The sequence below is a fragment of the Marinobacter sp. SBS5 genome, assembly GCF_048285575.1.
GTDB lineage: Bacteria > Pseudomonadota > Gammaproteobacteria > Pseudomonadales > Oleiphilaceae > Marinobacter.
The window spans coordinates 465,604-487,925 of the sequence record NZ_JBLWAZ010000003.1; the positions used below are offsets into that span (position 1 = coordinate 465,604).

Annotated in this window: 23 protein-coding genes; 2 read left to right on the forward strand and 21 right to left on the reverse strand. The window is 54.9% G+C overall.

Translation table 11 applies throughout. From position 1 onward, the window contains the following. Positions 1-3 precede the first annotated feature (3 nt). The 3 genes from ACNQ6O_RS09250 to flhA all read right to left on the reverse strand — a co-directional run bounded on the left by ACNQ6O_RS09250 (position 4) and on the right by flhA (position 4,446). Positions 4-816 carry a MinD/ParA family protein gene (locus ACNQ6O_RS09250; RefSeq protein ID WP_418052939.1) on the reverse strand — a complete coding sequence of 271 codons (813 nt, stop codon included), beginning with the start codon at positions 814-816 and terminating at the stop codon, positions 4-6. Between the two features lie 63 nt (positions 817-879). Beyond that, complete coding sequence (flhF, locus tag ACNQ6O_RS09255) at positions 880-2,217, reverse strand: flagellar biosynthesis protein FlhF (protein ID WP_418052940.1); 1,338 nt, start codon at positions 2,215-2,217, stop codon at positions 880-882. Between the two features lie 57 nt (positions 2,218-2,274). Next, positions 2,275-4,446: a flagellar biosynthesis protein FlhA gene (gene flhA / locus ACNQ6O_RS09260; protein ID WP_418052941.1), complete on the reverse strand. Its 2,172-nt coding sequence runs from the start codon at positions 4,444-4,446 to the stop codon at positions 2,275-2,277. Positions 4,447-4,681: 235 nt separating this feature from the next. Here flhA and upp point away from each other — a divergent pair, with 235 nt between their 5' ends. Together upp and ACNQ6O_RS09270 are read left to right on the forward strand one after the other, a co-directional pair. Beyond that, positions 4,682-5,320 carry a uracil phosphoribosyltransferase gene (upp, locus tag ACNQ6O_RS09265; RefSeq protein WP_418052942.1) on the forward strand — a complete coding sequence of 213 codons (639 nt, stop codon included), beginning with the start codon at positions 4,682-4,684 and terminating at the stop codon, positions 5,318-5,320. A 2-nt stretch (positions 5,321-5,322) separates the two neighbouring features. Next, positions 5,323-6,579, forward strand: a complete 1,257-nt coding sequence (locus tag ACNQ6O_RS09270) for a uracil-xanthine permease family protein (RefSeq protein WP_418052943.1) — start codon at positions 5,323-5,325, stop codon at positions 6,577-6,579. Between the two features lie 274 nt (positions 6,580-6,853). Here ACNQ6O_RS09270 and flhB read toward each other — a convergent pair whose 3' ends face one another. The 18 genes from flhB to fliE form a co-directional block, all read right to left on the reverse strand. Next, on the reverse strand, positions 6,854-7,990 hold the full coding sequence (flhB, locus tag ACNQ6O_RS09275; RefSeq protein ID WP_418052944.1) for a flagellar biosynthesis protein FlhB: 1,137 nt from the start codon (positions 7,988-7,990) through the stop codon (positions 6,854-6,856). Between the two features lie 2 nt (positions 7,991-7,992). Then, the gene (fliR, locus tag ACNQ6O_RS09280; RefSeq protein ID WP_418052945.1) at positions 7,993-8,775 is read right to left on the reverse strand and encodes a flagellar biosynthetic protein FliR; all 783 of its coding nucleotides are present in this window, start codon (positions 8,773-8,775) and stop codon (positions 7,993-7,995) included. Positions 8,776-8,778: 3 nt separating this feature from the next. After that, positions 8,779-9,048 (reverse strand): flagellar biosynthesis protein FliQ, encoded by a 270-nt coding sequence (gene fliQ / locus ACNQ6O_RS09285; RefSeq protein WP_418052946.1) that lies wholly within the window; start codon positions 9,046-9,048, stop codon positions 8,779-8,781. 10 nt (positions 9,049-9,058) lie between these two features. Beyond that, the gene (fliP, locus tag ACNQ6O_RS09290) at positions 9,059-9,817 is read right to left on the reverse strand and encodes a flagellar type III secretion system pore protein FliP (RefSeq protein WP_418053370.1); all 759 of its coding nucleotides are present in this window, start codon (positions 9,815-9,817) and stop codon (positions 9,059-9,061) included. Between the two features lie 7 nt (positions 9,818-9,824). Next, a complete protein-coding gene (fliO, locus tag ACNQ6O_RS09295; protein ID WP_418053371.1) occupies positions 9,825-10,229 on the reverse strand; it encodes a flagellar biosynthetic protein FliO in 405 nt (134 codons plus the stop codon). Between the two features lie 43 nt (positions 10,230-10,272). Beyond that, entirely contained in the window at positions 10,273-10,779 is a 507-nt protein-coding gene (gene fliN / locus ACNQ6O_RS09300) for a flagellar motor switch protein FliN (protein WP_418052947.1), read from the reverse strand. Continuing rightward, positions 10,772-11,770, reverse strand: a complete 999-nt coding sequence (gene fliM, locus ACNQ6O_RS09305; RefSeq protein ID WP_418052948.1) for a flagellar motor switch protein FliM — start codon at positions 11,768-11,770, stop codon at positions 10,772-10,774. The genes fliN and fliM overlap by 8 nt, the downstream gene beginning before the upstream one ends. 24 nt (positions 11,771-11,794) lie before the next feature. Next, the gene (locus ACNQ6O_RS09310) at positions 11,795-12,295 is read right to left on the reverse strand and encodes a flagellar basal body-associated FliL family protein (RefSeq protein ID WP_418052949.1); all 501 of its coding nucleotides are present in this window, start codon (positions 12,293-12,295) and stop codon (positions 11,795-11,797) included. Positions 12,296-12,475: 180 nt separating this feature from the next. Continuing rightward, positions 12,476-13,642: a flagellar hook-length control protein FliK gene (locus tag ACNQ6O_RS09315; protein WP_418052950.1), complete on the reverse strand. Its 1,167-nt coding sequence runs from the start codon at positions 13,640-13,642 to the stop codon at positions 12,476-12,478. 95 nt (positions 13,643-13,737) lie between these two features. Next, complete coding sequence (locus tag ACNQ6O_RS09320; protein ID WP_418052951.1) at positions 13,738-14,082, reverse strand: Hpt domain-containing protein; 345 nt, start codon at positions 14,080-14,082, stop codon at positions 13,738-13,740. Positions 14,083-14,116: 34 nt separating this feature from the next. Further along, complete coding sequence (locus tag ACNQ6O_RS09325; RefSeq protein WP_418052952.1) at positions 14,117-15,829, reverse strand: ATP-binding SpoIIE family protein phosphatase; 1,713 nt, start codon at positions 15,827-15,829, stop codon at positions 14,117-14,119. 10 nt (positions 15,830-15,839) lie between these two features. Beyond that, on the reverse strand, positions 15,840-16,145 hold the full coding sequence (locus ACNQ6O_RS09330) for an STAS domain-containing protein (protein WP_418052953.1): 306 nt from the start codon (positions 16,143-16,145) through the stop codon (positions 15,840-15,842). A 136-nt stretch (positions 16,146-16,281) separates the two neighbouring features. Further along, positions 16,282-16,725, reverse strand: a complete 444-nt coding sequence (gene fliJ, locus ACNQ6O_RS09335) for a flagellar export protein FliJ (protein WP_418052954.1) — start codon at positions 16,723-16,725, stop codon at positions 16,282-16,284. Continuing rightward, positions 16,725-18,125, reverse strand: coding sequence for a flagellar protein export ATPase FliI (fliI, locus tag ACNQ6O_RS09340; RefSeq protein ID WP_418052955.1), 1,401 nt, complete (start codon positions 18,123-18,125; stop codon positions 16,725-16,727). The genes fliJ and fliI overlap by 1 nt, the downstream gene beginning before the upstream one ends. Next, entirely contained in the window at positions 18,097-18,978 is an 882-nt protein-coding gene (locus ACNQ6O_RS09345) for a flagellar assembly protein FliH (RefSeq protein WP_418052956.1), read from the reverse strand. The genes fliI and ACNQ6O_RS09345 overlap by 29 nt, the downstream gene beginning before the upstream one ends. Beyond that, positions 18,978-20,021, reverse strand: coding sequence for a flagellar motor switch protein FliG (gene fliG / locus ACNQ6O_RS09350; protein ID WP_418052957.1), 1,044 nt, complete (start codon positions 20,019-20,021; stop codon positions 18,978-18,980). The genes ACNQ6O_RS09345 and fliG overlap by 1 nt, the downstream gene beginning before the upstream one ends. Continuing rightward, entirely contained in the window at positions 20,014-21,729 is a 1,716-nt protein-coding gene (gene fliF, locus ACNQ6O_RS09355) for a flagellar basal-body MS-ring/collar protein FliF (RefSeq protein WP_418052958.1), read from the reverse strand. The genes fliG and fliF overlap by 8 nt, the downstream gene beginning before the upstream one ends. A gap of 15 nt (positions 21,730-21,744) precedes the next feature. Further along, positions 21,745-22,113 carry a flagellar hook-basal body complex protein FliE gene (fliE, locus tag ACNQ6O_RS09360; RefSeq protein WP_418052959.1) on the reverse strand — a complete coding sequence of 123 codons (369 nt, stop codon included), beginning with the start codon at positions 22,111-22,113 and terminating at the stop codon, positions 21,745-21,747. Positions 22,114-22,322: the final 209 nt, after the last annotated feature.

A 22,322-nucleotide genomic window follows, 5' to 3' on the forward strand; every position in this document is an offset into this window, starting at 1 on the left:
AACTCAGACTTCGACGAGCCGCTCCACGAAAAACTCCAGATGCCCTCGAGGAGAGGATGGCAGCGGCCAACTATCTACTTTGTCTGCCAATGCGCGTATCGCAATAGACGCTTTCGCACGAGGGTACGCATCCAGGACAGCCCGCTGGCGTTGAACGGCTTTCTTGACCGCTTCGTCGTAAGGCACAATGCCGACATATTGTAACGCCACATCCAGAAAACGCTCGGTAACTCGCGTCAACTTTTCGAACAAGTGCTTACCTTCTTCTTCGCTTCGAACCTGGTTAGCAAGAACCCTAAAGCGATCCGTTCCGTAATCACGGTTCATCAGCTTAATGAGTGCATACACATCCGTTATCGAGGTCGGCTCATCGCAAACAACCAGCAAGAGCTCTTGCGCTGCGCGCAAGAAACTAACGACAGACTCGGAGATACCGGCGGCGGTGTCCACTATCAAAACGTCAATCTGGTCACCCAGCTCGCTGAACGCATTGATCAAGCCTGCATGCTCCATGGGACTAAGCTGTGTCATTCGCTGCGTACCGGAAGAGGCAGGCACGATTTTGATACCGCCAGGACCATCCACCAGCACATCTTTCAGATCACACTCACCACTGAGCACATCGTGCAAATTTTTATTGGCTGTTACGCCTAGCAGCACATCCAGATTACCCAACCCCAAGTCGGCATCGAGTACAACAACACGGCGGCCTTTTTCTGCCAACGCTATCGCCAGATTGACCGACACGTTGCTCTTCCCGACACCGCCTTTGCCGCCGGAAACCGCAATAACCTGAACCGGATGTGGTTTGCTCATACTGTTTATTGTCTCTTACTGCGTCGTTAACGGGCTTTATGCCGGTGTCTGTTGCTGTGATGGTTACGCCAATGCGCCTTCAACAGCGTCCTGAGAATGCTGCATCGCTCTCAGACGCTCGACGCCCATACGCACCAATGGAGCCGCCTCTGCCCGATGCAGGTCTTCCGGTATTTTTTGACCGTCTGTGTACCAAGCCACCGGCAGACCGGTTTCCATCACAAACCCTAGAGATTCTCCTAGGGTAAGCGCTTCGTCAATCTTGGTCACGATGCAGCCGGCAAGGTCTGCCATCTTATAGCAATGCCAAACGGATTTCATAATACGCGGCTGACTGGTGGCGGACACCACCAAATGTGTACGAATATTGTGATCACTGCGAACCAGTTCAGCCAGCTGCTCCTGATACCCACGGTCGGCACTGGTTAGTCCGGCGGTATCAATAAGCACGAGATGACGGTCTGAAAGCTCATCCAGAATGTCATCCAACGAGTGGCTTTCATCAACCACTCGCACCGGCACATTCAAAATTCGCCCAAACACGAACAACTGCTCATGCGCGGCAACCCGATAGCGATCGGTCGTAACCAACGCCAAGGAGTCTGCTCCGTGCTCCAATACATAGCGCGCAGCCAGTTTACCAATTGTCGTTGTTTTACCCGACCCGGTCGGGCCCACCAAGGCATAAACGCCTCCAGCTTCCAACCAATCCTCGCGCGCCGTTCTAATCCCCGTCGCGACCATCTTCAATGACGCTTTCCAACCGTCTTCCAGTCGACCATTTCGATGCTGCCGAGAAACCGATCCGGCCAACTCGGTTCCCAAACCAAACTCTTGCAGCCGTTCACTTAACAGCTGCTGCACGGCGTTTTTGCCCCCTCCCTCTGAGGGCGCGCGCGCATCTGCAGCCGGTGCGGCTTGAGCGCCCATCAACTCACGCAAAGAGCTGATCTCGGCTTTCATCGCAGCCAACTCGTCAGAGTAACCCGGCGACTGTTGCGAGCCTCGCACGCCAGAACCCTGACCAGTTACTAAACTCGCCGAAACATCCGCTTCGTATTCAACATCCTCGTGCAGCGACACCTGAGGATACCTGGCACCTGACGCTGCACGCTTTTCCCGAACTTCCTGAATCCGGCTGCGAGTTCGGCTCAGCTCATCCTCAAGCCGGCGATGCTGGTCTGCCTGCATTTCAGCCAAACGGGAGCCGTTAGTGGCTTCCGCCGCTTTCTCACCCAAACTTTGGCGAGCCATGTTTTCGTCATAATCCAGAGCCGTCACAATTTCGACGCCCCCATCCACCCGGCGATTGGACAAAATAACGGCATCCGGCCCCATTTCGTGACTGACCTGCTTCAGGGCCTCGGCCATGGACTGAGCAAAAAACCGTTTAACTTTCATAACTTCCATCCTCTATCGCCGAGATGAACTCAGCTGACCGCGTTGCTTTATCCGCCATTACTGACCGACAGAAGCAACGATCGTGATCTGTTTGTTATCCGGAATCTCTTGGTACGAAAGCACGTGCAAGCGCTCTACCCCGTAGCTGGCAAACTTCGCCAAGCCAGGCCGCAACGGCCCGGAGACCAACAGAATGGCTGGCTTGCCTAACATTTCCTGGCGCTGCACGCTGTCTTGCAGCGAACGTTGCAGCTTTTCCACCATGTTGGGCTCTAGCACCATGCCAATATCATCCTGTCCGCCGGATTGTTGACTCTGCTGAACAGACTTAAGCAACATCTGTTCCAAGTCAGGATCCAGAGTGATCACCGGGATTTCGGCATCATTGCCACAAATGCTTTGCACGATCATTCGGCGCAGCGACTGGCGTGCTAACGTGGTAAGCAGTTTCGGATCCTGACTCTTCGGATGAACATTGACGATAGCCTCGGCGATCGAACGCATGTCACGAACAGGCACTTCTTCTTTCAGTAAATTCTGCAGCACTTTGAGTAATATGCTGATGGAGATGGTGGTGGGCACCAACTCTTCCGCCAGTTTTGGGGAGATTTTTTCAAGCTGATCCAGCCACTTTTGCGCCTCGTCGTGGCCAATCAATTCGTGCGCATGCTTCTGGAGAATCTGATTCAGGTGCGTGGCCACCACGGTACTGGCATCTACTACAGTATAACCAAGCGTCTGGGCCTGATCTTTTTGCTCAGACTCAATCCAGATGGCATCCAAACCAAACGCAGGGTCTTTCCCAGCGATACCCTCGACTTTTCCGAACACCTGCCCCGGGTCAATGGCCAGTTCGCGCTCGGGATGAATCTCGGCCTCGGCAATGGTGACGCCCATCAGCGTTATTCGATACACGTTCGGCATCAGATCCAGGTTGTCCCGGATGTGCACGGACGGCATCAGAAAGCCCATATCTTGGGACAATTTTTTCCGCACACCCTTTATGCGACTAAGCAACTGGCCACCCTGGGACTTATCCACCAAAGGAATCAACCGGTAGCCAACCTCCAGCCCGACAATGTCGACGGTCGCGACATCATCCCAACCCAACTCACGGGTTTCTCCCAGCGCCGGCAAGGCTTGCCCGTCACCACCGCGATCAGGAACAACCTCGCCACCCTGGCGAGGCACCGCACCGGGCATACCACCCCGCCCGGCAAACACACCGTCTTCCTCGACCGTTTGACTCTGCTTTTTCCAAACAAACCAAGCGGCCACAGCAGCCAGCAATCCCAGCCCAAGGAATGCCACATGAGGCATTCCCGGAATCAGGCCCAACAAAATCAAAATGCCCGCTGCGATACCCAGCGCTTTAGGCGCGCTGAACATCTGCTGGAGAATCTGCCCGCCCATATCCTGACTGGAGGTCACTCGGGTCACCATAATGGCGGCGGCAGTGGATAACAGCAGCGAAGGAATCTGAGCAACCAGACCATCACCAATGGTCAGCAGCGCATAGCGCTCCATCGCGAGCGTAAAGTCCAGGCCGTGCTGAACCATACCAATGGCCACACCACCGATGATGTTAATGGCCAGAATGAGCAAGCCGGCAACCGCATCGCCTTTAACAAACTTCGATGCACCGTCCATGGAACCGTAGAAATCGGCTTCCTGAGCAATTTCTGAACGACGAGCTTTAGCCTCTTCCTGATTGACCAAACCCGCGTTGAGGTCCGCATCAATGGCCATTTGCTTACCCGGCATGGCATCCAGCGTGAAGCGCGCGCTCACCTCGGACACCCGGCCGGCACCCTTGGTCACCACCAGGAAGTTAATGATCATCAGTATCGCGAACACCACCAAACCAACAGCGTAGTTGCCACCAATCAACACGGCACCAAAGGACTCAATCACCTTACCAGCGGCATCGCCACCTTCATGACCATTGAGAAGAACAATCCGGGTAGACGCTACGTTCAAACCAAGGCGAAGCAGCGTTGCGACCAACAGCACCGTCGGGAAGGAAGCAAATTCCATAGGCCGAAGCGCATAAACACACACCAGCAAAATAACAATCGACAGAGTGATGTTGAAAGTGAAAAAGACGTCCAACAAAAAAGCGGGCACGGGCAAGATCATCATGCCCAACAAACCCATCAGCATCAGCGGGACACCGAGATTCCCTCGCGTCAGAGTTTTGACGTTATTCAGAACGAACGCTCTGTCCATACTGCCTGCTTCTCCGGATCACTGTACTTTGAGGCCATTTGGGGTAACCACCGGGTCGAAAATCTGACGCGACACCCCTGCATGAATACCGTGTCGCAAGATCTGTACCATCCCCTATAAATTTTATGATTTCTCGCCAACAGATCGCCTGACGTGAGCGCCTGGATACGGTATCCTTTCGCCGTTTGACTGATCAAAATCCAAGCCAGAAAATCCGAACCCACAGGTGACCCCGATGCCTATCCACGAAGTGAAGCACCCACTGATCCAACACAAGCTCGGCCTAATGCGCCGCTCAGACATCAGCACCAAAAATTTTCGTGAACTGGCTCAAGAAGTTGGCGCACTGCTGACCTACGAAGCGACTAAAGATTTCACCCTGCAGGAAGAAACGATTGACGGCTGGGCCGGACCGGTAACGGTAGAACAAATACACGGTAAAAAGATCACCATTGTCCCCATCTTAAGAGCAGGCTTGGGCATGCTGGATGGTGTACTCAGCCTGATCCCTGTCGCACGAGTAAGCGTTGTCGGTCAGATCCGTAACGAAGACACTCTCGAGGCGGAAACCTATCTGGAAAAACTGGTAGGTGAACTGGACCAACGTACCGCGCTGATCATCGACCCAATGCTTGCCACTGGCGGTTCCATGATTTCCACCATCGACTTGCTTAAACAAGCCGGCAGCACCGAAATCCGCGCTCTGGTCTTGGTTGCTGCACCGGAAGGCGTCGAAAAAGTCCTGGAAAAACACCCGGACGTTTCCATCTACACAGCCTCCGTCGATGATTGCCTGAACGAAAAAGGCTACATCCTGCCGGGTCTCGGCGATGCGGGAGACAAGATCTTCGGCACCAAACAGAAGGATGTTTAAGAATGCAGGACATCACGACTGACTCAACCTGGAAACAGGCCATAGCCGGGTCGCAAATGCTATTAGTCGCCTTCGGCGCACTGGTACTGATGCCACTGATCACCGGGCTTGATCCGAACGTTGCGCTGTTCACAGCCGGTATCGGCACACTGATCTTCCACGTCGTGACTGGCGGTCAGATCCCTATCTTCCTGGCCTCCTCCTTCGCCTTCATTGCCCCGATTATGGCCGCCAAAAGCCAGTTCGGTCTGCAAGAAACCCTAGGCGGCCTAATGGCAGCGGGTATCCTCTACATCATCCTCTCCGGCGTCATCCGCTTGCGCGGAACCGGCTTCGTCACACGCCTGCTGCCGCCGGTGGTGATTGCTCCGGTGATCATGACCATCGGCTTGGGCTTGGCCCCCGTTGCCGTGCACATGGCCTCCGGCCGCACCGGTGATGGCGGCACACAACTCGTGCCAGAAGACACCGCACTGGTGATCGCGATGATCTCACTGCTGGTGACCATCATCATGACCGTCTGGGCAAAAGGCATCTTCCGCCTGATCCCGATCATGATCGGCATCATCGTTGGCTACATCCTCTCCGCCTTCGCCGGCATCGTCGACACCACCGCCATCCAAGAAGCCGCCTGGTTCGCCGTCCCGAACTTCGTCGCACCCGCCTTCAGCTGGGGTGCCGTCTTGTTCATGATCCCGGTCGCAATCGCCCCGGCCATCGAACACATCGGCGACGTACTGGCCATTGGCAACGTCACCCGCAAAAACTACCTAGAAAAACCCGGCCTGCACCGCACGTTGCTGGGCGACGGCCTAGCCACCAGCGCTGCTTCCATGCTCGGCGGACCACCCAACACCACCTACTCAGAAGTCACCGGCGCAGTCATGCTGACCCGCAACTTCAACCCGAAAGTCATGTGGTGGGCCGCAGGCACAGCCATCGTACTGGCCTTCGTCGGAAAATTCGGCGCAGCCCTGCAAACCATCCCGGTCCCCGTCATGGGCGGCATTCTGTGCCTGCTGTTCGGCTCCATCGCAGTGGTCGGCCTGAACACCCTGATCCGCCACCAAGTCGACCTGTCCCAGTCCCGTAACCTCGTTATCGTGGGCGTCACACTGGTCTTCGGCATCGGCAACATGGTGTTGGGAACGCTGGAAGGCATTGCACTGTGCGCAGTCGTCGCGATTGTATTGAACTTGGTACTCCCCGGCGAGAAAGAAGCATGGGGCAAACGAATTCAAGAGGGCAGCGTAGAATAACTCGCCCTCAGTAATTCCTATACTGGCCAAGCCAGGAAGTGCGGCGCTGGGCCGCCCTCCCAAAAATATCGAAGGCCAAGGATGGCCTGAGAAAAGCGCGCATGGGTGAGGCAAGCGTTTATGAAGCGAAGCTTCATGCGCAGCCGAACGACAGCAATCTACGATTGCTGGCCGGACCCGCTTGCGGGGGCTAGTAGCGGTTTTTGGGAGGGAGGTCTAGTGCCACACAGCACCAAACTTTCAGGCTACTTTTGCCCCACTCCCCCAAGAAAAATCAAAGATCGCGCCGCATCTCCGGCGGAATAGGAAAGTCCGGCATCCCAGGCTTAGGCCCACGCCCTTTCCGGAACTGCCGCAACTGAAACACATAAGCCAACACCTGAGCGATCGCCATATACAGCCCGTCAGGAATCTCCTCACCAATATCCGAATTATAATAAACCGCCCGAGTCAAAGGCGGCGTACGCAACACCTCCACCTTATACTCCCGAGCCACCTCCATAATCTTGAACGCCACCTCATCAGCGCCCTTCGCCACCACAACCGGTGCCCCCATCGCATCCTGATCGTACTTCAACGCCACCGCATAATGCGTCGGGTTGGTAATCACCACATCCGCCGTTGGCACATCCTGCATCATCCGGCGCTGGGCCATCTCTCGCTGCAGCTGACGAATCTTACCCTTAACTTCCGGCTTACCCTCAGAATCCTTGTACTCGTCCTTCACCTCTTGCTTCGTCATCCGAAGCTTCTTCTGATGGTCATAAATCTGAAACGGCACATCAATCATCGCGATAATGATCGTGGCGCAAGACAACACCAGAAAACTCCAACCCAGCGTCCACAGCACATGCTCCATCGCCGGCACCACCGGCTCCTCCGCAATGCTCAACAAATCATCCGTGCGCAAGTTAAGAATCAGGATCGCAATCGACAATACCAAGCCCACCTTGGCAATGGCCTTCACCAGCTCGATGAGCGAACGCATGGAAAACATCCGCCCCAGGCCCTTGATCGGATCCATCCGATTGGCTTTAGGTGCAATGGCTTTAGCACTGAACAACAAGCCACCAATACCAATCGAACCGGCAATAGCGGCAATCAGGAGCAAAATCAGAATGGGAGACAGTGCCAGTGCGGCCTCCTTGGCCGAGACAATCAACTGAACACTCATGTGACGGGTATCGAAAATCGCTGCGCGCTCAATCACAAAAGCATCACGCATGATGCCCTCGAACGTTGCCGCCAGTGAGGTACCAAACATCAGCAAACCGCCCGCACCCGCGAGCAGCACCGCCATCGTGGCCAACTCTTTCGATCGGGCAGCCTGGCCATCCTCCCTGGCTTTCTCAAGCCTTCGGGGGGTAGGCTCTTCGGTTTTTTCCTGACTGTTGTCGTTCTCTTCGGCCATCGTCAACGCCCCTGCAATTGACGCATAAAATCGAACGTCTCACGCGTGTACTGATCAAAGTGCGGCAGAAAGTTTCCATGCAACACCCAGATGGCGAACAAACCAAAAATCAGACCAATAGGAAAACCCAACGCAAAAATGTTCATCTGAGGCGCCGCCCGTGTCATCACCCCGAACGAGATGTTAACAATCAGCACCGCCGTCACGGCCGGCAACGCCAGCAGCATAGCCGAGGCAAACATCCAACTGATGCGATGCGCCAGCGCCCAAACCCCACTTTGCCCCAATCCTTCCAAGCCTATCGGCATGGTATGAAAGCTTTCAATGAAAATCTCAAACGCCACCAAGTGGCCATTCATCAGCAAAAACAGCAAAGTGATGGTAATCGTATAAATCTGCGCCAGAACCGGTACGTTCACGCCGTTGGCCGGATCCACCATAGATGCAAACCCCAAACCCATCTGCATAGCAATCATTTGCCCAGCGATAACAAACAGCTGCCACAAAGCCGTCAATGCAAAACCCAACCCCACACCAATGAGGATTTGCTGGAGCGTGATCACCACAGCGTCTGCGCTCAGCGCTTCAACCTGAGGAACTTCGGGAATCATCGGGACGATCAGAATGGTCATAAGCAAAGCCAGCCCCAGGCGCACTCGCGCCGGCACTAACTGAGTTCCGAAAATAGGAATGACCATGAGGAAGCTGGCAAGACGGAACAGCGGCCAAAGATGCTGCCCTACCCACTGACCCAGCAGGTCTGCACTGAACTCCGCAGGAAACATCCGCTAGCCGATCAGGTAAGGAATACTGGAAATGAGCCCACGAGCGTGGTCCAGCAACGTGGTGAGCATCCAGGGGCCCGCCGCAATGATAACGATCAGCGTCACCATGAGCCGTGGCAGGAAACTCAACGTTTGTTCGTTGATTTGGGTGGCGGCTTGAAAGGTACTGACCACCAAACCGATCACCAAGCCGGGACCAATGATGACGCCTGCGAACAGAACGATCAGCCAAAGTGCTTCACGAACGATATCAATGGCAGTTTCAGGCGTCATGTCTAGCCTCCTATATGCCGTAGCTGGCGGCAAGGGTACCCATAATCAGAGCCCAGCCATCCACTAGTACGAAGAGCATTATTTTGAAAGGCAACGATATGATTATAGGTGAAAGCATCATCATACCCATGGCCATCAAAACACTGGCGACCACCATGTCGAGAATCAAAAACGGAATAAACAGGATAAAACCGATCTGAAAGGCCGTTTTTAACTCACTGGTCACAAACGCTGGCATCAGCACCCAGAAAGACACGTCTTCCGGTGTTTCGTACTCAACTTCCGCCAGCCGCATAAACAGCGCTAAATCGGATTCCCGGGTCTGCTCGAGCATAAAATTCCGGAACGGCTCACTGGCCAGCTCCACCGCTTCCAGCGAGGTGACCTCTTCCTGCATGTAGGGCTGCAATCCGACCCGGTTGGCCTCTTCCAGCACCGGCTTCATGATGAAAATACTGAGAAAGAGCGCCAGCCCCAGCAAAATCTGGTTCGATGGCGTGGCCTGAAGACCAAGGGCTTGCCGCAAAATAGCAAACACCACAATGATTCGCGTGAACGATGTCATCATCATCAGCATCGCCGGCAGGAAAGTCAGCGCGGTCATCAGCGCCAGTATCTGCAGGGTTACCGAATATTCCTGGGTGCCACCTTCGCCGGGCTGAACGGAAAACGCTGGAATACCCGGCAAATCGGCCGAGGCAACAGCCGGCAAGAACAAACCGGCCATCAGGGCCAAATAAGGCAGGCAAGATCGAATAGCGGCATTCACCATAGCGTTACTCTTTATGCTCGGGAGCTGTCCATGACTTACCCATCAGGCCCTGAAGTTTGCGGGCGAAGTCACTGGCTCCGGTGTTGCTGGAATCCACCACAGGCTCATCAAAGACCTGCAGGGTCCGGATGCTGCCCGGCGTTATACCCAGCAAGATCTGTTGTCCGCCGACTTCCACTAACGCGATGCGCTCCCGCGTGCCAATAGCGAGCACGGAAACCACGCGAATCGCGTTATTGTTCATGCCCGCCATGCCGGTCATGCGCCGAATCAACCAGGCACACCCGTAGATGACGGCGATGACAGCAACAAGACCAAGCCCGAGACTGACGATCATGCTTACGGTATCTGGCGCATTACGTGAGGCTTCCTGAACAGGCTCGGCCGCCTGCTCAGCGATGGCCGGCATACTTAACAGGGCTGGTGGCAGCCAACGCAACCAATAAACCACGTTACTTCTGCAGCCGTTTAATGCGTTCACCCGGGCTGATGACGTCTGTCAGCCGGATGCCGAACTTTTCGTTCACCATAACCACTTCGCCGTGCGCAATCAGTGTACCGTTGACCAGAACGTCCAAAGGTTCACCGGCTAAACGATCAAGCTCAATTACAGAGCCCTGGTTCAGCTGCAGCAAGTTGCGAATCGGTATTTGGGTATTGCCCACCTCCATCGAGATGGTTACCGGGATATCCAGAATAACATCCATATCCGGAGAGCCTGCACCTCCTGACGAACCGCCGTCTTCCGTAAACTCTTCCATAGGAGCCGCACGCACTTGCTGCTCAGGCGCTTCTTCAGCTTTGCCACCCTCCGCTTCAGCCATGGCCTCGGCCCAAGCATCTTCCGTTGACTCCTCGGTGTTCGCATCGCCGGATTCACCCATAGCCGCTTCCCACTCGGCCGCCAGCTTTTCGTCTTCCGTGAGTTCCTTTTCGTCTTTTTTGTCGTCGTCAGCCATTGCGTCCCACCTTCAGTTGTTTCTTCACCTTGGGCAACGTCGCCCTTTCATGAATTCGTAGCGCCAGCTTACCGTCGCGAGTTCCCATTGTTGCTTTGTATACAGGAACACCATTGGCCGTTACGGTCAGATGGTCAGCAAGCTCGACGGGAATCACGTCACCCGCTTTCAGCTTGGCAATATCCCGAAGTGAGATCCTGCGCCGACAAATCGTGGTGTTAATCGGCACACTGATGTCCTTGATATCTTCCTGCAGGGCATTGACCCAACGTTCATCAACGTCATCAATATCACTCTGGACACCCGCGTCCAGCACCTCACGGATCGGCTCGATCATGGCGTAGGGCATCGCAAGATGAAGTTCACCCCCGCCGCCATCCAGTTCAATGTGGAAGGTGCTAACAACCACCACCTCACTCGGGCTAACAATATTGGCCATGGCAGGATTGACTTCAGAGCTCATGTAATCGAAGTCGATGTTCAAGACCGCTTGCCAGGCTTCCTTCATATCCGCGAAAACCTGATTCAATACCATCTGCACAATCCGGTTTTCAGTCGGCGTAAATTCCCGACCTTCAATCTTCGCGTGGCGCCCCTCTCCTCCGAAGAAGTTATCAACCAGTTTGAACACCAGTTTGGCATCTAGCACAAACAACGAGGTACCACGGAGAGGGCGCACTTTGCAGAGGTTGAGACTGGTCGGCACGTACAGTGTATGAACGTACTCACCGAACTTCATGATCTGTACGCCGCCGGTTGAAACATCCGCATTACGACGCAACAAATTGAACAGACTGATTCGGGTGTATCGGGCAAACCGCTCGTTGATCATTTCGAGCGTTGGCATTCGGCCACGGACGATACGATCCTGACTGGCGAGGTCATAATTTTTTACGCCAGTGTCATCGCTGTCATCATAGGTATCGATGTCACCATCATCCACACCGTGGAGGAGCGCATCGATTTCTTCCTGTGATAGTAAATCCTGCATATCTGGTCCTGCCCTGACAATGGCCTACTGCACAACAAAGTTCCGGAACAATACCCGAGCAATAGCAGGTTCGCCCTCTTGCTCCAGCATCTGGTTCACTGCTTCCAGCATTTTATTCGACAGTGCGAGCCGGCCTTCAGGCGCCTGTAACTCAACAAAATCGGTGCTGCCTAACAGCATATTCAACTGATTCAGGATCAGAGGCATGTGCTTTTCAGCGCCCGCCAATGCGGCAGGATCTTTTGCCTCGAAGGACAAATAGATCTGGGCATAACGTTGCCGCCCTTGTGCCTTCACCGTTGTTCTCAGTGGCTTCTGGATATCGCTGTAGATGCTGGGCTGAAACTCTGGGGCAGCAGGCTCGGAAGAGCTTTCATCGACCGCGCTGGCCCCATCGTCTTTCAGGAACCAGAGTGTGCCAGCAACAGACAGCCCTATAGCCAGCAGCGTAATCACCACCACCGTGATAATAAGCTTCAACTTGCCCTTTTTCGGGGGCGTTTGTGCGGTGTTATTTTCTGCCATGATGTCCGCTTTGTCAGATTATCGTCACTCTGAGGTGTTCAGAGCGCGTTTATCAAGAGTAATGCAAGGGACGGGCCAAATGCGCCACCACCCCTATTTAAACCAGCAGTTTAGCGCTGCAAAGGGTGATGGGCAAAAACGTTTTGAAGGGATGAGCATTCAGCCTCTCGCCAGAGGACTTCAAGCGAAGACGTCGACCTCTCCTTTCCAGGCCAGGTCGAGATGGCCAGATGCCATTTCCTGCTCTTCGAATTCACCTGAAGCCAACCCTCCAGCCCCATGACGGGAACCATCGCCCTGCTCGGAACCCTCTCCCTGCGCATCGGTTTGGCTACCCGGCCGATCAGACACATCGAACTCACTCAAGGAAACTCCTTGCTCCGCCAGCATGTCGCGCAAACGGTTCGAATGAAGTTCCAACTGCTCACGAACCACTGGGTTAGCCGCATGCACGGTGACGGCTGCCTGATCATTCTGAACCCGAACCTTCACTTCCATGGGCCCCATATCGGCCGGGGTGAGATGAATTTCAGCCACTTGCAGGTTTTTGGCGGTGAGCCAGCTGAGCTTGCCCATCACCTTATCGCCCCACTCGGCTTGCCCGACCGGCACATCGACTGTGGTGGCATAACCACGCAACGGTATATTCGCCTCAGCTGCCAACTTTCCCTGTATAGCCTGTTGTGCTGCGCTATCCAGTGAGTTTTGGAATCGTGGTGATGAAAGTAAGCTTGCGGAATCAACCGGCCTTGCGGATTCGGCCGTCACATTGGCCGCCAGCAAATCTGAAAACTGACCATTAGAAGCCAAGCCAGCCGAACTTGTTCCCTGGCCATTCAGCCCGTTCGCCAAAAGCGGTTTTCCGGGCAAGCCACCGTTAACAAGACCGACATGGACCGCCCCCTCAGAAGTTGGGGCTGCGCCGTTAACTGGCATTAAAGATTGCAGGTTGGCGAAGGTAAGGGGCGTTGGATATTCTGCCAGATCTTGAGTTTCACCCAACAGCGGCGCACTGTCCATCTCGTCAGCGGATTGCGAACTGGGCTGCGTCTTGTCGGCAGCTGCGTTTTTGCCCGCTTCGGGCGACGCTTTGCTGCTGGCTACCCGGTCTTTGGGAGAAGCGTCTTGGGCTCGCGCGTCATCTTTAACGGCATTCGAAGACTCTTTTCGGTCAGCGCGCTTTTGCCCCAGGCGCCGCTTTTCAAGACGATCTTGCTCGGCTCGCGAAACCTGTTCAAAAGGGCTGTCACCTTTTTCGGAACGGCGACTGCTTGCGACAGTCTTCGGCCCAGCGGTGTCTTGCTGCGCTCCGGAGGATGGCACTTGGGAAAGAATTGTCTGCTGCATGGCAACCTCTTGCCGCTTTATGTCTCAGGGGCTCCCCCAATGGGGGCCACTCTGTAACGAAGCAAAAGCAATGCCAAGCAGATGCATATCCGGTTTTACTGGCTGAAGTTTTCCAATTGCCGTGCGACTTCCTCAAATTCCTGCTCAATCGCTGCCAACACCGGTTCAGCGCCTTCCAATCGTTCTTCCCTGCCCAGTATCTCCAATTCAAAGCATAAGCTACCGAGTTTGGGTACGCCGATATTGATACAACTGCCCTTCAGACTGTGGGCAGCTTTTCTGAGGCGGTCCGAATCACCGGCCTCAATCGCTTCTTTCAGCCCAACAATTCGTGTACGCGAATCAGCCAGATACGTTTCGATGAGCACTCCAAACTCATCTTCCATAACATCCTGCAGCTCCGCCAAGGCTTCTTCATCTAAACGGGGTATGTCGTTCATCACGTGTCCTCGCGGTTGCGTTCAGCGCCATTCTTCAATGGCTCGTGGCTCCTTGCGCCGGGAACTCCCAATCATAGACTATTTCAACACAGTTACCCGACCCACAGACGCTGAACTCTCGAGCCAAACGCCTCAAGATTTCCATCCCACGCCCCGAATACTCATTGCTGGCACTCGTTTGGGCGCTCGCGTTGCCCTTGTTCATATCAAAACCTTGACCACTGTCTTCACACCGAATCCTCAACCTGCCCGCTCCAGGCCTGGGTTCATGATCTAATGTGAAACGTATATAGTGCCCTTCCGTGTCAGAAAGCCGGCGCGTTCGCTCCTCATAGTAAAGGCTAAAACCTTCTGCGGATTTTTTCCATTCGGAGGACAACTCTAAAACACCGTGTTCCAGAGCATTGCTGTATAACTCCGATAAAAGCGTAAAGACCTCACCACTTCGTCGCCGCAGCCCCGGCACTTCCATACAAATATGCAGAAGCAACGGCAATGGATTGAAATCCGCTAGCGATCTATCGCGAATTTCGTATACGCAATGCCAGCTGCCCGGGCCAGACAAAGCCGACTCAGGGGCAGATTCAGCGACATCCGCAAGGGCCCCCCGCGCGACCACTTCAAGACAACACAATGTGATGTCGTCTGCTGGGTCGGGGTGCCCCGTAAACGCTTGCAACTGGGCCATCAAGGCCTCAAACGGGTGATCATCGGAGCCAAGCTCCGCAAGCACCTGACGGACGGCGTCTTCTCCAAGGCTCTCACCCCGGACATCACAAGATTCCGGAAAGCCGTCCGTCATCAGAACAATGTAATCTTCTGGCTCTGCGTTCAGCAGGTCCATAGAAGCATTAAACCGATCCGGGGACTGCACACCTAATGGAAGATGGCGTGAGGGAATGGCAATACGCTCCCCATTCTTGCGCACCAACCAACCATCCGGTAAACCGCCATTCCAAACGCGTATAGCCCCTTGCTTACCGTCTGCCTCAACTAGCACTCCACAGCAGAACATGCCTACCGGCAATATACTGCACAGTTTTTGGTTTATTTCCGTGAGGATATCCGCCGCACCAAATCCCTTGGCTGCCATGCCATAAAACACTTCAGCAATGGGCATGGCACCGATCGCGGCAGGCAGGCCATGACCGGTAAAATCGCCCATAAAGAGCAGCGTACCGCCGCCAGGGCGCTCAGCGGCAAACAAGACATCGCCGTTAAAAATCGATAGCGGGGAGGCGTGATAGCGGATATTTGAAGCGTCCAGGCATCCGGTATGCGCGACATTGTCGAAAACCCGTCTCGCCGTGCGCTGCTCGTGCAGCATCTGCTCATTCTGCCTTCGAATTTGATCACGCTGCTGCATCACCGAACGGTGAAGAGCGAGCATCCGGCTGTAGGCATTGATCTTGGCTTCGAGAATGACGCGGCGGTATGGCTTCAGAAGAAAATCATCGCCCCCGGCTTCCAGACAGCTCGCTTGTTCGCTTTCTCCGGCCAATGACGTAATGAAAATGACAGGGATAAAGCGCGCACCCGCCAACCCTTTGATTTTTCGTGTGGCTTCCATGCCGCTCATTTTTGGCATCAAAGCATCCATAAACACGATATCCGGCTCGAACTTTACGAAAACGGCCACGGCTTCAAGCCCATCGGAAGCTTCGTACACCTGATGTCCCAAGCGACGAAGCAGCGTGGCGAGAATCATCCGGTCGCTGTCGCTGTCTTCCGCGATCAGTAGGTTCAAGATGAAGGCCTCAGCGAATGCTAAAAAGCTGCTCGAAGTTAGAGATGGAGAGGATACGCCGAACATCGGCATTGCAGTTTTCGATGACCACACTGGCAATGTCACCGCCGGCATGGTCTCTCAATAACAGCAACATGCCCAGCGCAGAGCTATCAAGGTAGGTCGTGTGGGTCAGATCGACCACATAGTTTTTCACCGGCGCATCACAGTGCTCATACGCATCCCGGAACGCTTGATGGGTACTAAAATCAAACCGCCCCTGCACCTGAATCACCAGCGCCTGACCATCACCACTTCGCCGCGTACTTACTGACATACGCTTACCTCTGTGACCTTTCGCTTAAGGATCATCGCCGCTCCTTGCTCTGCTGCTGTTGTATCAGACTAAGAATAGACAAGATTAGAGGAAATGCACTGAGTACTGCTGATACAGAAGGGAAATTAAAGAGGCTTCAACGTTGACGCCGGGCAAACGCTCGGCCGGCCGCTTCATCAGCCAGCTTTTGTTCTTTTGCATCTTTAGCCTGATGCTCTTGCTGGCGACACGTCTCGATATACCGTTCCATGCCCCGCTTTCGCTCCCACGCCTGCAACCACTCCAGCCGCCGGGCCTCGAACACCTGCTCCGCTTGCAGGAGCTGACGCTGCTGCTGGGCAATAACCTGATCGAGCTGGCCAATAAAGGCCTGCCACGCTTGCAAGCGTGCCACTGCAACAACGCCTTGCTGGCTCGCCCGAATCTGGTCCCGATACTCTTGCTGGTAGCGTTCCAGATTCTCTACTTGCTCTTTATGTGCTTCGACCTGTTTTCGGGCTTCGCCTAAGCGCTCCAGAGCCTCACCCTCTTTTCGCTCTTCCAGTGTAAGCACGACTTCCAGTCGCTTAGACCGCAACATCAACCATTACTCCGGTCAGCCACCGAGCCGGGGGCCGGGGTCTTTACACGATCCGGGGAGCGCCGCTCAGGCACCACGGCCAGCAGCTGTTCAATGCTTTCGCTCAAAGGCGCGCTTTCATTCAGTTCCTGCTGGAGAAACTGCCGCATGTTGGCAATGTGCTGGATGGCAAAATCGGTTTCAGGATCAGAGCCTTTAACGTAGGCACCCACACTGATGAGGTCTCGGGCTTGCTGGTAACGGGAATAAACCTGCTTGAAGCGCTGAGCTCTGGAGAAATGTTCGGGCTGGGTGACTTGCGGCATAACCCGGCTAATGGATGCCTCAACATCAATCGCCGGATAGTGCCCCTCTTCCGCCAGCCGGCGGGATAGCACAATGTGACCATCCAGTATCGCTCTGGCGGCATCGGCAATTGGGTCTTGCTGGTCATCTCCCTCGGTGAGCACGGTATAAAACGCCGTGATCGAACCACCGCCCGGGCGACCATTGCCGGTACGTTCAACCAATTGAGGCAATTTGGCGAACACTGATGGCGGGTACCCTTTGGTCGCCGGAGGCTCTCCGACTGCCAGGGCGATTTCTCGCTGGGCCTGTGCGTACCGGGTCAACGAGTCCATCAGAAGCAAAACCCGCTTGCCTTGATCTCTATAGTATTCGGCTATTCGGGTGGTCAACATGGCCGCACGCAAGCGCATCAACGGCGAATCATCGGCCGGCGACGCAACCACAACGGAGCGCGCCAAACCTTCCTCGCCGAGAATATCCTCAATAAATTCTTTAACTTCGCGGCCCCGCTCACCGATCAGGCCGACAATCGTAATATCCGCATCCGTAAACCGGGTCATCATGCCCAGCAACATACTTTTACCCACACCACTACCGGCAAACAGCCCCAATCGCTGGCCTTGGCCGACCGTCAGCAGTGAGTTAATCGCACGAATACCCACGTCCATCGATTCGCGCACGGGCGCTCGGTGTAGCGGGTTAATAATATCTCCGCTCAGTGGAACGCGGGCTTCCGCCTGAAGCGGCCCTTTTCCGTCCAATGCTTCTCCGGCACCGTTCAGTACCCGGCCTAACATCTGTGGTCCTACCGGCACTCGACTCGCAGAAGAGAGGGGAATCACTCTGGCACCGGGCTTCAGGCCTTCAATGGCGGCAAGGGGCATAAGGTAGACTTTATCTTCTTCGAACCCCACGACCTCAGCTTCAACACTGCCAGTGCCCTCGCCTTCGATCAGGCAACGGTCACCAACCACCATCGGGCAGCCGACGCACTCGAGCGTCAGACCGACCATTCGGGTCAGGCGACCTGAAAGCTCGGGCTCGGGCTCTCGTCCGATCGCAGCCTGAAGCTGCTCAAGGCGATCAGCCAGTCGGGAGGTCATCACCCTCACCCTGTTTGCCGTGATCCGGTTCTATGTCGGAGGGATGATCAGAATCGCTGAGCAGATCTCGATGAAAATCGGTCAATTCACCCATCGCGGCATCGGCTTGGTCGTTTTCAGTATCATCAGCGCTGGCCAACTGCTCTTCCAGCATGCTTTGCACCGCACGTTGAAAGCGTTTCTCGACCGTGTAGTCCACCAGGCTATTACGGGTTTCCACTCTGCAACCGCCGGGCATCAAGCTGTCATCTTGAATGATCGACGGCTTAGCTTCCAAGCGCTCTGCCACTTCGCTGACCGGCTCGAAATCGTCTGGATGGATGTAAACCCGCACGTTGTCTGCCGCTGACGGCAGTGCATTGAGCGCTTTTCGAACAACTTGGCGAATCTGGGATGTGTCGATGCTGAGTTCCCGGTAGACGACCGCCCTGGCCAGCACAGTAGTAAGGTTCACGAGCGCTGACTCCAGCTCTGCTTCATGGCGCTCTATCGGCAGCAACAACTCACCCAGCACCTGATCCAGGCGCGCCATACGGGATGCGTTTTCTTGCTGAATGGCCTCGGCGGCTTGTTGGCGGCCAAGCTCCCGACCTTCGGCTTCACCGGCCGCCAGGCCCTCTTTATGACCTTCAGACCGCCCCTGCGTGAAACCTTCCTGATAGCCCACCTCACGGCCTTCCTGATAACCGTCCTCTCGGGCCGCTTCCCGAATCTCCTGCAGGTTTGCCGCCGTCAGCGGTTTGACCTCTTCCTCTCGGGCAATCTGATTACCTTGCTCATCTAGCAAGGGCAATTCCCACCGCTCCCAAGCGGTCAGGTTCTCTTTCGGGATAAGCTTGTCGTCCTGGTCAGAATCTTTCATCACATCATTTCTTCACCGGCACCACCCAACGATATCTCGCCGGCTTCGGCCATTCGCCGAGCGACAGTGATGATATCTTTTTGTGCCGCCTCAACTTCACTGACCTTGACCGGACCTTTGGCCTCGAGATCATCCTGAAGCAATTCCGCTGCCCGCTTGGACATGTTTGAGAAAATCTTGTCTTTCACGGCCTCATCGGAACCCTTAAGCGCAACCACCAACACCTCGGACGAAACTTCTCTGAGCAGGGCCTGAATGCCCCGATCATCCACATCTTTAAGGTTATCAAACACGAACATAAGATCTTCGATCGTCGTCGCCAAATCCGGATCCATATCCTTTATGGAATCCAGCAGACTTCCCTCGATTGCGCGATCCATGAAGTTCATGATATCAGCGGCACGCTTCACGCCACCAATGCGACTGGCCTGACCGGCGGCACCGCCAGAGAACTGCTTCTCAAGAATATTGTTGAGCTCTTGCAACGCTTGGGGCTGAATCGTTTCCAACGACGCCACCCGCATCACAACATCCAGCCGCACTTTGGGGTCCAGAGTCGCCAGAATTTCGGCGGACTGGTCCGGATCAAGGTAGGAAATAACGATAGCCTGAATCTGCGGGTGCTCATAACGGATAATGTCACCGACGGCTCGGGGCTCCATCCACTTTAGTGTATCCAGCCCTGTAGTATTACCACCCACCAAAATCCGATCAATCAGACTGGCCGCTTTGTCGTCGCCCAGTGCCTGAGTCAACATGGCTCGAATGTAGTCGTCATTACCCACGCCAAGCCCTGTCTGTCCGCCGACAGCATCGACAAACTGGTTCAACACGAAGGAAACTTCGTCTTTAGTGACATCCTTCATTTGGGCCATGGCCACACCCACACGCTGGACCTCTTTCGGGCCCATGTGTTTCAGCACTTCCGCAGCGTCGCTTTCGCCCAGCGACATCAGCAAGATCGCAGCCTGCTCGACCCGGGAGATTTTACGTTGCGGAGCTTGAGCAGAGGCTTGCCCCTGCCCGGCATTTTGTTCAGTCATCGACGTTCACCCACTGGCGCATGACCTGTGCAACCCGGCTAGGATCTTCTGCAATCAGGCCTTTGAGTGCATTCAACTGCCTATCATAGCTGTCTGTCGCGCCCGGCAACAGCAGATCATCCTGCGAGGACATGGCATTTTGCAGGGCTCTATCACCCTCGATACCGTCAAGCGAACCATAGTCATCGCCGTTAGAACCCAGCCCACGGTCGCGTTGGCCGCCGCCCGATAGCGCTTTCAACGTTGGACGCAACAACCCCAAAACCAGAATCAAAATAACTAAGCCTGCCAACACCTGCTTCATCAAATCCCAGAACCAGGGTTGTTCCCAGAAGCCCGGCTGTTCAAATGTCACGGTTTCTTCTGGCGCGAATGACGTGTTCATTACCGTGACACTGTCACCTCGCTCAGCGGAGTAACCTACCGCATCTCGCACCAGCATAGCCAAACGTTGCAGTTCGGCCTCCGGCCATGGTTCATAGGTCACTTCGCCGGTTTGAGGGTTCACGACTTTCATATCGTCAACCGCCAAGGCGACTGTCACACGCTTCACCGCACCCAACTCTTGGCGGGTATAGCTGACAGTTCGGTCAATTTCGTAGTTTCGAGTCGCTTCTTTACGCACGTTCACTGGCGGCGCTATTGGATCGCCGTTTTCATCAACGGTAGCTCCGACCACTTCAGGCACCGTCGCCGCTCCCGGCGGCTGATTGGACAACGCACCCGGCACGCCGGACATCATATTACCCGCACCACGCTGTTCGGTGAGCTCGCGCTCACTGCGAATAGCCTGCTGTTCCGGGTTATAAAGCTCTTCCGCCCGTTCAACCGCAGAGAAATCCAGATCGGCAGAAACTTCTGCGCGGTAACGGCCATCACCCACAATAGGCGAGATCAAAGAAGCCACACGACGGGATAAACGCTCCTCGACGCGACTGGTGTACTCGTACTGATCTTTCATTCGGTCAGTATCGGCTTTGAGCTTGGATTCCTCTCCGGTCAACAAGTTACCGTTCTGATCAACCACGGTCACTTGATCACGGTTCATCATCGGGATGCTTCCAGCAACCAGATTTACAATCGCGCGGATCTGCTCCTGCTCCGGGCGGCGACCGGCAAAGACTTCGAGAAAGATCGACGCGCTTGGCTCACGAGCATCGCGAATGAACACAGAACGCTCGGGGATGGCCAGATGGACTCGGGCATTTCGAACGCCGCGCATGCTGGCGATCGTGCGGGCCAGCTCGCCTTCCAGCCCGCGACGGTAGCTAATAGTTTCCATAAACTGGGAGGTGCCGAGCCCGCGCTCTTGGTCGAGAAGTTCGTAGCCAATGGTTTTCCGATCGGTGACACCTTCTGCAGCCAACTTGAGCCGGGCGTCATAAACCTGCTCGGAAGGCACCAGCAATGCGCCGGTACGCGTATCCATTTTGTAATCAATACCACTGCTATCGAGAATACTGGTGACATCCTGCGGGTTATAGGCCGACAAATCTCCAACAACCGGCTGATAGTTAGGTTCCTGAGCCCAAAGCACCACGGCAACGCCCAGTGCCACACTGGCCGCCAGACCTACCATCAGACCAACCTGTCGCAACAGGTTCAGGCGATTGAACCCAAGCAGCATATCGCTGCGGGTTTCGGATGTGCCGGAATCCTGAGAGGCCGGCAGATCAGAGGCGTTGGTTTCTGCGGGTAAGCTTGCCATGCTACTGCTCCGTTATCAGATCGGCATATTCATGATGTCTTCGTACGCTCGGACGACCCGGTTTCGCACCTGGGTCAGAGCCTCAAAAGACACAGTCGATTTCTGGGCGGCAATCATCACCCGGGTAATATCGACATTGGGGTCGCCCATTTCATAGGCCGTGCGCAGCTCATTGGCCTGACTCTGCACTTCGTTCACGCCGTTAACCGCTTTACCCAGCATATCGTTGAAACTGGGCACTTCTTTGGTTTCCTGAACCGATCGTGGGCCATCCACACGGCCACGCACGGACTGATCCTGATCGATACGCTGATTCTGCATCATTTGCGATCGCAGATTCCGAATCTCGGACAGAACATTGTTGATGTCGGCACGTTGAACCATTTTACTCTCCCGGCCACCCCGTTGGGGCATCAGTTATTCACTCTATAGCCAAGACAAAGCAAACAGCAGGCCAAAACATGCTTTCTCTTTAATTTCAACAATATAAACAAATAAGGAACAGCCAAGGACAAACTTTTGACGGGATTTTGACTGCTAGCGCCGCTTACAACTTACATCAGACAAAAAAGCGGCACCCAGAAAGGGTGCCC